Annotated in this window: 12 protein-coding genes; 5 read left to right on the plus strand and 7 right to left on the minus strand. The window is 60.5% G+C overall.

Going from position 1 to position 10,764, the window contains the following annotated elements:
* Window positions 1-125: 125 nt before the first annotated feature.
* The 4 genes from Q0R02_RS00695 to eno form a co-directional block, all read right to left on the minus strand.
* Window positions 126-1,487 (minus strand): pyruvate dehydrogenase complex E1 component subunit beta, encoded by a 1,362-nt coding sequence (locus Q0R02_RS00695; RefSeq protein ID WP_293879929.1) that lies wholly within the window; start codon window positions 1,485-1,487, stop codon window positions 126-128.
* The gene (pdhA, locus tag Q0R02_RS00700; protein WP_293879965.1) at window positions 1,487-2,494 is read right to left on the minus strand and encodes a pyruvate dehydrogenase (acetyl-transferring) E1 component subunit alpha; all 1,008 of its coding nucleotides are present in this window, start codon (window positions 2,492-2,494) and stop codon (window positions 1,487-1,489) included. Before pdhA ends, Q0R02_RS00695 begins: the two co-directional genes overlap by 1 nt.
* Before the next feature lie 181 nt (window positions 2,495-2,675).
* Window positions 2,676-2,990 carry a septum formation initiator family protein gene (locus Q0R02_RS00705; RefSeq protein WP_293879931.1) on the minus strand — a complete coding sequence of 105 codons (315 nt, stop codon included), beginning with the start codon at window positions 2,988-2,990 and terminating at the stop codon, window positions 2,676-2,678.
* 49 nt (window positions 2,991-3,039) lie between these two features.
* The gene (gene eno, locus Q0R02_RS00710; protein ID WP_293879933.1) at window positions 3,040-4,326 is read right to left on the minus strand and encodes a phosphopyruvate hydratase; all 1,287 of its coding nucleotides are present in this window, start codon (window positions 4,324-4,326) and stop codon (window positions 3,040-3,042) included.
* Window positions 4,327-4,474: 148 nt separating this feature from the next.
* On the opposite strand from eno, the gene Q0R02_RS00715 reads away from it, so the two are divergent.
* The 5 genes from Q0R02_RS00715 to Q0R02_RS00735 all read left to right on the plus strand — a co-directional run bounded on the left by Q0R02_RS00715 (window position 4,475) and on the right by Q0R02_RS00735 (window position 6,459).
* A complete protein-coding gene (locus Q0R02_RS00715; RefSeq protein ID WP_293879935.1) occupies window positions 4,475-4,978 on the plus strand; it encodes a hypothetical protein in 504 nt (167 codons plus the stop codon).
* A 5-nt stretch (window positions 4,979-4,983) separates the two neighbouring features.
* Entirely contained in the window at window positions 4,984-5,361 is a 378-nt protein-coding gene (locus Q0R02_RS00720; protein WP_293879937.1) for a phage holin family protein, read from the plus strand.
* 65 nt (window positions 5,362-5,426) lie between these two features.
* The gene (locus tag Q0R02_RS00725; protein ID WP_293879939.1) at window positions 5,427-5,648 is read left to right on the plus strand and encodes a hypothetical protein; all 222 of its coding nucleotides are present in this window, start codon (window positions 5,427-5,429) and stop codon (window positions 5,646-5,648) included.
* A gap of 52 nt (window positions 5,649-5,700) precedes the next feature.
* Window positions 5,701-6,192 (plus strand): hypothetical protein, encoded by a 492-nt coding sequence (locus Q0R02_RS00730; protein WP_293879941.1) that lies wholly within the window; start codon window positions 5,701-5,703, stop codon window positions 6,190-6,192.
* A 42-nt stretch (window positions 6,193-6,234) separates the two neighbouring features.
* The gene (locus tag Q0R02_RS00735) at window positions 6,235-6,459 is read left to right on the plus strand and encodes a DUF4170 domain-containing protein (RefSeq protein WP_293879943.1); all 225 of its coding nucleotides are present in this window, start codon (window positions 6,235-6,237) and stop codon (window positions 6,457-6,459) included.
* A gap of 23 nt (window positions 6,460-6,482) precedes the next feature.
* Here Q0R02_RS00735 and Q0R02_RS00740 read toward each other — a convergent pair whose 3' ends face one another.
* The 3 genes from Q0R02_RS00740 to carB form a co-directional block, all read right to left on the minus strand.
* Window positions 6,483-7,115 (minus strand): rhomboid family intramembrane serine protease, encoded by a 633-nt coding sequence (locus Q0R02_RS00740; protein ID WP_293879945.1) that lies wholly within the window; start codon window positions 7,113-7,115, stop codon window positions 6,483-6,485.
* Complete coding sequence (greA, locus tag Q0R02_RS00745) at window positions 7,115-7,591, minus strand: transcription elongation factor GreA (protein WP_293879947.1); 477 nt, start codon at window positions 7,589-7,591, stop codon at window positions 7,115-7,117. The genes Q0R02_RS00740 and greA overlap by 1 nt, the downstream gene beginning before the upstream one ends.
* A 71-nt stretch (window positions 7,592-7,662) precedes the next feature.
* Window positions 7,663-10,764 (minus strand): carbamoyl-phosphate synthase large subunit (gene carB, locus Q0R02_RS00750; protein WP_293879949.1); only part of this gene is annotated, 3,102 nt, incomplete at its 5' end.

Genomic DNA, 10,764 nt, shown 5'->3' on the forward strand with positions numbered 1-10,764 from the left:
AGAATATTCCGGGACAGGGTGTTTATGCGGTGCACACGTAAATAAGAGATTAACGCCGACGCAGGAGCCAACGACGGATTGACGTCAGTTCGTCGGACTCAAAAGGTCCGTTTTCCGGTCACAAGTCAGCGATTGAAGACCTTCCTGACCGCATCAACCACCCACGCCGCATTGACGACCACTTCCTTCTCGAGGTTGGCTGCATAAGGCATCGGCACGTCCTTGTTGGTCACGCGCATGACGGGCGCATCGAGGTCGTCGAAGCCCTGTTCCATCGCGATACTGATGATTTCACTGGCGATCGAGCAAACCGGCCAGCCTTCCTCGACCACGACCATGCGGTTGGTGCGCTTCAGGCTTTCAAGAAGGGCGGCGGTGTCCAGCGGGCGCAGCGTGCGCAGGTCGAGAACTTCGGCCTCGATGCCCTCTGTTGCCAGCGTCTCCGCTGCTTCCAAAGCCAGCCCGACGCCGATCGAGTAGCTGACGATTGTGACGTCACTTCCGGAGCGCATCGTCCGTGCCTTGCCGATGGGAACGATGACATCACCTTCCGGGACATCGTAAGTGCGCCCATAAAGCAATTCGTTTTCAAGGAAGACGACCGGATCTTCGCAACGGATGGCTGATTTCAACAGCCCTTTCGCATCGGCGGCGTCGTAGGGGGCGATTACGATCAAGCCGGGGACGCTGGCATACCATGGCGCATAATTCTGGCTGTGCTGGGCACCGACCCGCGACGCTGCGCCGTTGGGACCACGAAACACAATGGGGCAACGCATCTGGCCGCCCGACATGTAATTGGTCTTGGCCGCAGAATTGATGATGTGGTCGATCGCCTGCATCGCGAAGTTGAATGTCATAAATTCGACGATGGGACGCAGGCCCCCCATTGCCGCCCCCGCTCCGATGCCCGCGAACCCGTGTTCGGTGATCGGTGTGTCGATGACGCGCCGGTCGCCGAATTCGTCGAGTAGTCCCTGGGTCACCTTATAGGCCCCCTGATACTCGGCTACTTCTTCGCCCATGACAAAGACGCGGTCGTCGGTGCGCATTTCCTCGGCCATCGCGTCGCGCAGGGCTTCGCGCAGGGTGATCTTGCCGCCCGGCGTGCCGGTAGCAACCGGGGCTGCTGCTTGTTTCTGGACTGGTGCTGGCACCGGGGCTGCGGTCTCGTCTGGGGACTTTGCCGGGGCGGGGGTCGCGACCGGCGCCGGGGATGCCAGCGCAGCAGTTTCGGCCTCGCCGGTCTCACTCGCCATGATGGCAATGACAGTGCCGACTTTCACATTGTCAGTACCCTCGGCCACCATGATCTTGCCGACCACGCCTTCATCGACGGCTTCGAACTCCATCGTTGCCTTGTCGGTCTCGATCTCGGCCAGAATGTCACCCGACTTGACGGTGTCGCCTTCCTTGACGAGCCATTTGGCCAGCGTTCCCTCTTCCATCGTGGGCGATAGCGCGGGCATCTTGATTTCGATCGGCATCAGTATTTTCCCACGAGAATGTCGGTGTACAGTTCGCCAAGCTCGGGCTCGGGCGACTGTTCGGCAAAATCTGCCGCTTCGGCGACGATGCCGCGGATTTCCTTGTCGATAGATTTCAGCTGTTCTTCGGTCGCACCGCCCGCTTCCAGTTCCTTTTTCAACCCCTCGATCGGGTCGGACTTGTCACGCACCGCCTGCACCTCATCGCGTGACCGGTATTTGGCGGGATCGGACATTGAGTGGCCACGATAGCGATAGGTCTTCATCTCGAGGATGATCGGTCCCTTGCCCGCGCGCGTCCACTCCAGCGCTTCTTCGGCAGCAGCGCGGACCGCCAGCACGTCCATGCCGTCGACCTCTATGCCGGGTATGCGAAAACTTTCGCCGCGTCGCGACAGCTTGGCCTCGGCGCTGGAACGCGCGACACTGGTGCCCATCGCGTAGTTGTTGTTCTCGATGACGTAGATGACGGGCAGCTTCCACAACTCGGCCATGTTGAAGCTTTCGAAAACCTGCCCCTGGTTTGAAGCACCGTCGCCGAAATAAGCTAGACAAACGCCACCGTCGCCCCTGTATTTGTGACCGAAAGCAAGCCCGGTCCCCAGCGAGACTTGCGCGCCGACGATGCCGTGGCCGCCGTAAAAGCCATGTTCGACGCTGAACATGTGCATCGACCCGCCCTTACCCTTCGAAATGCCCGCCGCCCGACCGGTCAGTTCGGCCATGACGAGTTTGGGGGGGATGTTGCATAAGAGCATATGGCCGTGGTCGCGGTACCCGGTGATGACCGAATCCTTACCGATCGTCAGCGCCGACTGCAGTCCGACTGCAACAGCTTCCTGGCCGATATAAAGATGGCAGAAACCGCCGATCAGGCCCAGCCCATAAAGTTGGCCGGCCTTTTCCTCGAAGCGACGGATCAGGAGCATCTGACGATAGAATTCCAGCATCTGGTCCTGCGATGCCTGAAATCGCACAGGAGTAGCCGGGCGTTCGATGTCGGCCAGGGCGGTGCTGGCAACGCTGTTTGATGCACTCACGGACGATGAGACGGCTTTTGCCGAGACGGCTGCTTTTGCCAAGAACGGGCCTTTCGGGTGAACCAGTTTGTCGCAGCCGATATAGGCTCACCGCGCGCGGGGGTGCAACCGTTTCGCTACGGAATTATGCGATTTACGCGCACCAGAGCTAGTGGAGTGGCACGACCACTTCGTCGGGATGTGCCACGCCCAGATCACGACGCACCAATTCGTCGACCATGTCGGGATTGGCATGGTGCGGGTCGAGCAACGCGACCCGGTTGGCCAGCACCATATGATCGTGCTCGAGCTTTGCCAGTTCGATGCGACGGGTGTCGAGGCGCTTGGTATATTCACCCCAAGCCAGGATGCCGTTCGACCCGAACAGCGCATAGCCTGCGAAAAAGGCGACGATGACCATCGCAATCGCAGGGAGCGCCGCCGCCCGGACGTTTGCCCAAAGATTTCGCTTTGCCTGCGCCATTAGTTTGTCCGTGCCATCCTCACCCTTGAATCACAGGCGGTTGCGCGAATCAACTATGAAATCGTGCAAACACTGCTCTCCCCGCATATTTTGCGACAGGACCCAGTTCTTCCTCGATGCGAATGAGCTGATTATACTTTGCCAACCGGTCTGACCGCGCCAGGCTGCCCGTCTTGATCTGCCCGCAATTGGTTGCGACGGCGAGATCGGCGATGGTGGCGTCCTCGGTCTCGCCCGACCGGTGCGACATTACGGCGCTGTAACCGCCGCGCTGCGCCATCGACACCGCATCAAGCGTTTCGGTGAGCGTCCCGATCTGGTTGACCTTGACCAGCAGCGAATTTGCCAGCCCCTCTGCCATGCCATCGGATAGTCGCGCGACGTTGGTAACGAACAGGTCGTCGCCAACCAACTGGACTTTCTTGCCGATCAGGTCGGTCAGCGCCTTCCATCCCTCGAAATCATCTTCGCTCATGCCGTCTTCGATCGAGGCGATTGGATAACGTGCGGCGAGATCGGCGAGATAAGCCGCGTTTTCGTGCGGTGACCGAACGATGCCCTCGCCGGTGAAGCGATAGGCGCCATCGCGGAAATATTCGGTGGCGGCACAATCGAGCGCGAGCACGACATCCTCGCCGGGTCGATAACCGGCGGCCTCGATCGATGCCATGATCAGGTCCAGCGCTTCCGGAGCCGACGCGATGTTAGGGGCAAATCCGCCTTCGTCGCCGACCGACGTCGACAGGCCCCGGTCATGCAACTTGCCGCGCAGGGTGTGGAAAATCTCCGCACCCATCCGGACGGCTTCAAAAATGCTGTCGGCACCAACCGGCATCACCATGAATTCCTGGAAGTCGATCGGGTTGTCGGCGTGCATGCCGCCGTTGACGATATTCATCATCGGCACCGGCAACAGGTTTGCGCCGACCCCCCCGACATAGCGATACAGGGGCAGGCCACGCGCGTCGGCAGCAGCCTTCGCAACCGCCAGGCTGACGCCGAGGATCGCGTTCGCCCCGAAACGCGCTTTGTTGGGCGTGCCGTCGAGCGCGATCATGGCCGCGTCGATCTCGCCCTGGTCTTCGGCATCCATGCCGACGACTTCGCCTGCGATGTCGTCATTTACCGCATCGACCGCCTTAGTCACGCCCTTGCCCATGAAACGCGTCTTGTCACCGTCGCGCAATTCGACAGCCTCGTGCGCGCCCGTTGATGCCCCCGAGGGCACGGCGGCACGACCGAAGCTGCCATCCTGGAGCAGGACATCGACTTCGACCGTAGGGTTGCCGCGGCTGTCGATGATCGTGCGGGCGTGGACGTCGAGGATGCCGGTCATCGATAAAGCCTTCGTATTGCTGCCTGTGATGGTCGCGCCCCTATCGAAGCCGCCGACTTTGTGCAAATAGTGGTCGGACAATGGAACCCAGCGTGCCGCTTGCCGGTTTCAGCCCGATAAGACCCATTCCATGAAGGAAGTACCGACGATGGCCGATACAAATTCCTCCGATACCTCTAATAAAACACCCCGCAAGCGCGTTGCAGCGTCGGCCAGTGACATTAACGTCGGTACCGGCTCGCCTGCGAGCAGCGGGACGGCGACCAGCAGTGGCGCAACCGGAACTTTTGCCAAGGTCAAAGCACAGGCGGCGGGATTGGTCGACGAGGCCGCTGAAGTGGCGCGCAACGCCGCGACGCAGGGAAAAGACAAGGCGGCGGACGCGCTCGGTGGCCTTTCGCGACTGGCCGAAGATGCAGCCAAAGCTGTTGATGACCGTCTGGGCGGGAATTACGGCGACTATGCGCGACGGGCCTCGACCAGCGTTTCGGACTTTGCGACTTCGCTCCAAGGCAAGGACGTCGATGCCATAATTGCCGATACCAAGGCGTTTGTCCGCAAGAGTCCTGTCGTTGCCCTTGGAGCAGCGGCCGCCGTCGGCTTCTTGCTGACGCGTCTCGTCAAGATTGGCTCGACCGACCGCGACGCCTGACTTTGATGTCGGGACAACAGAACGACGGCATAGCGCCTCTGGTCGAAGAACCTTCTCGGCCGAGCCTTGGTGCCCTGTTTTCCCGGCTGATCGAGGAGGGCGAGGCGTTCATTCGCGCGGAAGTATCGCTTTACCGCGCGCAGGCGACGCGCAAGGCGTTTTCGGCAGGTTTGGTTGTAGGACTAGTTGGTGCCGCAATCATGCTGACGCAGGCGCTGCTGGTGGCAATTCTGGTCGGACTTATTCTGATCCTCGCCCCCAGGCTGGGTATGGGGTGGGCGGTGTTGTCGGTCACAGTGTCGACGGTTATCCTGATCATCGTCTGTGTCATGATCGGTCGCGCGCGCGTTGCTACACTTTTGAAGCCAGAGGCAACGCCATGAGAAACGAGGCCGATCTGCTGGTTAAATATGCCGAACGCAATGCGGTCAGATCGAGAGCGCAATTTATGGCGACGCTGGCCGAAATCCGTCGCCGCGCCGATCCGCGCGTGATCGTTGCGGAAGCCGCTGAGAACTTAGTCGGTCGGGCAAATCAGTTACGCAACGACACCACGACGACGATTCGCAATCGCCCTGCCCTGTCGTTTGGCGGCTTGGCGGCATTTGGGATTGCCGTGGGTCTGCGCGTTTGGCTTGCTCGAGCTAAAGTTGATCGTGATGCAACATGAGAGCCGATAGAGCGTTCACCCGCAGACTCTTATCGAAGTAGAGGTAGTTTCCATGACTGATTCACAGCGCTCAAACGTCGGCACCACTCGCGGTTCGTCGGAAGTGAAGCGGAAACCGAAAGCCAAGCCGGTCGACGTCGCTCGCAAGGCGATTGGAGATGGTGCCGAGGCCGTTCGGCAGCAGGCGACCGCAGCCTACGAGGCGGGGGCCCATGCTGTCGACAATGCACCGCTCACCGCGCTTGCAGGCGCAATCGCAGTCGGTGCAGTCGCGGCTGCTCTCATCCCTAATTCGGCCCGCGAGCTGCAGGCGCTTGGTCCCTTGGGTGATAGGGTACGCGGCGCGGTCGATGGGGCATTCTCGGCGGCGAAAGAGGCCGGAGCGGAACAGTTGACTGCACGCGGCCTGACCGCCGCGGCTACCAGCACGGGAGCGGGCGCGTTGCTTGGCAGTATTGTCAAAGCTGTTCTGGCAGCGAACGGAGCCGCAAAAGAAGCGCTTCACCCCACCGAAGGCGTCCAGGAAAAGTCGCCAGCGGCATAACTCCACCTTGAACACCACGCTCATGCCGCTACGGAAGGCGGTATGAGCAAACTTCATCTGGTATTCGGCGGACGGGTCAAGGATCCGCGCTTTCTCGATTTCGATCCGGCGACGATCCAGACAGTTGGTATCTTTCCCGACTATAAGTCGGCTGAAAAAGCTTGGCGGAGTGCGGCCCAGCGGACGGTGGATGATGCCGAAATGCGTTTCGTTGTCGTCCATCTGCACAAATTGCTTGAACCCGATGCGATTGCGCCTGACGCCTGACCGCTAAGAACCGCGGTCATGGGTTAGGCGTGGCGATACCGCCAGGCGAGCAAGGGACGCGCCAGTGCGAGCCCAACCAGGAAGCCGCCAACATGGGCCGCTGTGGCAATCTGGTAACTGCCCCGCGACGTCGCAAAGCTCAGCAGCCATTGGACCCCGGTCCACGCCAGTGCCAGCCACAAAGCGCGAACCCAGTGCGCGGGAATAGGCCCCAGCGCCTTCACTTCGTTGCGGCTGAACAACAGTGCATAAACGGCTAGCACCGCCGATATCGCCCCGCTTGCACCAATCATCGGCACCGGCGAACTGGGATCAACGAGATATTGCGCAAAGGCCGACGCGACAGCGCCAGCAAGATACAGCGCGACCAGCGGCACGGCACCAAGCACCTGTTCGACCGCACGCCCGCAATAGACCAGCATGATAAGGTTGAATGTCACGTGCATCAGGTCCCCGTGGACCACGGTCGCGGTGAACGGGGTCAGCCAATTGGGAACGACGAAGCCCGAGTTTGAACTAGCAAAACGAAGCGGAATGAAACCTGCCTGCTCAGCTACCCAGGCTTCCGCCCCGGTCACTTGCACAACGATCCAGGCAAGTCCGGTCACGATGGCGAGCATATAGGTGACCCGCGCCGTTCGGTGCGGAGCCAACATCAGATGAACTCTATTTTAGAGACCTGATAATATTTATCACCCGCCGGTACGGTAACTTCGACATCTTCATCGACCTTGCGTCCGATAAGAGCACGACCCAGCGGCGAATTGTACGATATCCGGCCCGATTTCGCATCGGCCTCTGTCTGGCCGACAATCTGGTACTTGACCGGTTTTTCGTCCTCATCGAGCAAAGTTACCGTCGCCCCGAACACGATCTTGTCCCCGGACAATGTTGTCGGATCGATAACTACGGCGCGCGACAGGCGATCCTCGATGTCACCAATCATCGCTTCGACCTGGCCCTGGCGTTCCTTGGCAGCGTGATACTCGGCGTTCTCAGATAGATCACCGTGCGCACGGGCTTCCTCGATCGAGTCGATGATGTCAGGACGCTCAGCCTTGAGGCGAGACAAGTCCGCAATCAGCATCCGTTGCCCTTCGATCAGCATCGGCATCTTTTCGGCAGTTGCCATAAACGTCACAGTCCCTGTTTAATTCTAGCCCGGACCAACCGCACACCCACCCGTTCAAGCTGCCCGGAGTTTCAGCTTGCGAGCCGTAGATGATAAGATTGCAGCGTCCGCACTTCAAGTCCGCGACCCCGTAAAGCAGCAATTGCCTGTACTGCCGCGACAGATGCCTGCGCGGTGGTGAAGGACGGAACCTTGCTCATCAGCGCCGATCGTCGGATGCTTTCGCTGTCTTTCAGCGATTGCTGGCCTTCGGTGGTGTTGAAGATCATTGCGATATTGCCGTCCTTGATCCGGTCGACGATATGGGGGCGGCCTTCGGCCACCTTATTAACGTGCTCAACCGTCAATCCTTCGGATTCCAGATATTTTGCCGTGCCCGTTGTCGCTGCGATGGTGAAACCCAGGGCTGTAAGTTGCCGCACGGCAGCCAGGATGACCGGCTTGTCGGTCTCCTTGACCGACACGAACACCCTGCCCGATTGTGGCAAGGTCACCCCGGCCCCGAGCTGTGCCTTAGCAAAAGCGGTGGCAAAATCGTCGTCGATGCCCATGACTTCGCCGGTCGACTTCATTTCGGGACTGAGCACCGGATCGACCCCGGCGAAGCGCGCGAACGGGAAAACCGCTTCCTTCACCGCGATATACGGAATGTCGCGATCGATTTTTGGCAAGTCGCTCAGCATTTCCCCTGCCATCACCCGCGCCGCGATCTTGGCAATGGGCGAACCAATTGCCTTGGCCACGAACGGCACTGTCCGTGAGGCGCGCGGGTTGACCTCGATGATAAAGACCGCGCCGTCCTTGACCGCGAACTGGATGTTCATCAGTCCCTTTACAGACAGAGCGCGGGCCAGCACGTCGGTCTGGCGGGCGATTTCCGTGACGATCTCGGGGCTGAGGCTATAGGGCGGCAAGCTGCACGCCGAATCACCGGAATGGACACCGGCTTCTTCGATATGCTGAAGGATGCCAGCGACCACGACGTCCACGCCGTCAGCAATCGCATCGACATCGACTTCAACGGCGTCGCGCAAGTAACGGTCGATCAGCACCGGCGCGTCGCCTGAAACCTGGACGGCGGTCGCGATATAGTGGTCGAGCTGTGCCGTCGTATCGACAATCTCCATGGCGCGGCCACCGAGTACGAAGCTGGGACGCATCAGCACCGGGTAACCGATCCGCTCGGCCACCGCGACCGCTTCGTCGCGGTTTCGCGCCAGCCCGTTTTCCGGTTGCTTCAAGCCAAGCTTGTTGATGAGGTCGGCGAACTGCTCGCGGTCCTCGGCAAGGTCGATGGCGGCAGGCGATGTGCCGAGGATCGGAATCCCGGCGGTCTCCAACGCGCGCGCGAGGTTGAGGGGCGTCTGTCCGCCGAACTGGACGATCACGCCCTTCAGCGTGCCATTCTTCTGCTCGACATGCAGGATTTCGAGCACGTCCTCAGCCGTCAGTGGCTCGAAATAAAGGCGGTCGGACGTGTCATAGTCGGTCGAGACCGTCTCCGGGTTGCAGTTGACCATGATGGTCTCATAACCCGCATCGGACAGCGCGAAACAGGCGTGGCAGCAGCAATAGTCGAATTCAATTCCCTGCCCGATCCGGTTCGGTCCGCCACCAAGAATGACGATCTTCTCGCGGTCGGTGGGATCACTCTCGCACTCGGGTTCGCCAAACGTCGGCGCTTCGTAGGTCGAGTACATATAGGGTGTCTTGGCCTTGAACTCGGCGGCGCAGGTGTCGATCCGCTTGAACACGGGGCGCACGCCCAGCTTGTGCCGCAACGCGCGCACCTCTTCCTCCGTGATGCCGCCGGTCATCGCCTTGACCGCGTCGTGGATCAGCCCCGACCCACGCGCAATGCCGCGTTCCATCCCGCGCAGATTGGCCGATTGCAGGGCGAGGAAAGCCAGTCGCTTGTCCGAAAAACCCATCGACTTCAGGCGACGCATCGCCGCCGCATCGCGGGGCAGGCCGTCGGTCATGACCTCGCGTTCGGCGGCAATGATCTCCTCCAAACGTTCCAGAAACCAGGGGTCGAACCTGGCGATCGCGTGCACCTCAGCAACGGTGAAGCCCTCACGCAACGCCTGTGCGGCGACCAGCAACCGGTCGGGCGTGGCGCGCGACAGTTCGGCAATAATGTCATCTCTGGAAGCACCAACCAGCGTGTCGATGAAGTTCAGGCCGGACAGACCGGTCTCCAGCCCGCGCAAAGCCTTTTGCAGCGATTCATGGATATTGCGCCCGATCGCCATAACTTCGCCAACGCTTTTCATGGCCGTCGACAGCAGCGGCTCGGCGCCCTTGAATTTCTCAAAGGCAAAGCGCGGGATTTTGGTAACAACGTAATCGATGGTCGGTTCGAACGAAGCCGGTGTTGCGCCGGTAATGTCGTTCTGAACCTCGTCCAGCGTGTAACCGACCGCCAGCAGCGCAGCGACCTTCGCAATCGGAAAGCCCGTCGCCTTGGACGCCAGCGCCGACGACCGCGAAACGCGCGGGTTCATTTCGATCACCACCAGCCGCCCGTCCTTCGGATCGACCGCGAACTGCACGTTGGAACCGCCTGTTTCAACACCAATTTCACGCAGGCAAGCGACGCTTGCGTTTCGCATGATCTGAAATTCTTTGTCGGTCAGCGTCAGCGCGGGCGCGACCGTGATACTGTCGCCGGTATGGACGCCCATGGGATCGATATTCTCGATCGAACAGATGATGATGCAATTGTCGTTGCGGTCGCGAACGACTTCCATTTCATATTCTTTCCAGCCGAGCACTGATTCCTCGATCAACACTTCGGTGGTGGGCGAAGCATCAAGGCCGCCGGTCACGATCTGGACAAACTCGTCCTTGTTATAGGCAATACCGCCGCCGGTGCCGCCCATCGTGAAGCTGGGACGGATGATTGCGGGCAGCCCCACGTTTTCAAGCGCCGCCAGCGCCTCGTCCAGCGTATGCGCCACGTCCGAACGCGGGCTTTCCAGGCCGATCTTGTCCATCGCCTGCCGGAACTTCAGCCGGTCCTCGGCCTTGTCGATCGCCGTGGCATCCGCACCGATCATCTCGACGCCGTATTTCGCCAGCGTGCCGTCGTTGAACAGCGCGAGCGCCGTGTTCAGCGCCGTCTGCCCGCCCATCGTCGGCAGGACGGCATCGGGGCGCTCCTTCTCAAT

Source organism: Sphingomonas sp. (assembly GCF_025353885.1).
Lineage (GTDB): Bacteria > Pseudomonadota > Alphaproteobacteria > Sphingomonadales > Sphingomonadaceae > Sphingomonas_O.

Excerpts from the sequence above, each read along its gene's own strand:
- Q0R02_RS00725 (WP_293879939.1), top strand. The coding sequence starts at position 5,427 with ATGGCGACGCTGGCCGAAATCCGTCGCCGCGCCGATCCGCGCGTGATC.
- Q0R02_RS00740 (WP_293879945.1), bottom strand. The coding sequence starts at position 7,115 with ATGTTGGCTCCGCACCGAACGGCGCGGGTCACCTATATGCTCGCCATC.
- Q0R02_RS00705 (WP_293879931.1), bottom strand. The coding sequence starts at position 2,990 with ATGGCGCAGGCAAAGCGAAATCTTTGGGCAAACGTCCGGGCGGCGGCG.
- Q0R02_RS00730 (WP_293879941.1), top strand. The coding sequence starts at position 5,701 with ATGACTGATTCACAGCGCTCAAACGTCGGCACCACTCGCGGTTCGTCG.
- eno (WP_293879933.1), bottom strand. The coding sequence starts at position 4,326 with ATGACCGGCATCCTCGACGTCCACGCCCGCACGATCATCGACAGCCGC.
- Q0R02_RS00715 (WP_293879935.1), top strand. The coding sequence starts at position 4,475 with ATGGCCGATACAAATTCCTCCGATACCTCTAATAAAACACCCCGCAAG.
- Q0R02_RS00720 (WP_293879937.1), top strand. The coding sequence starts at position 4,984 with ATGTCGGGACAACAGAACGACGGCATAGCGCCTCTGGTCGAAGAACCT.
- greA (WP_293879947.1), bottom strand. The coding sequence starts at position 7,591 with ATGGCAACTGCCGAAAAGATGCCGATGCTGATCGAAGGGCAACGGATG.
- Q0R02_RS00695 (WP_293879929.1), bottom strand. The coding sequence starts at position 1,487 with ATGCCGATCGAAATCAAGATGCCCGCGCTATCGCCCACGATGGAAGAG.
- Q0R02_RS00735 (WP_293879943.1), top strand. The coding sequence starts at position 6,235 with ATGAGCAAACTTCATCTGGTATTCGGCGGACGGGTCAAGGATCCGCGC.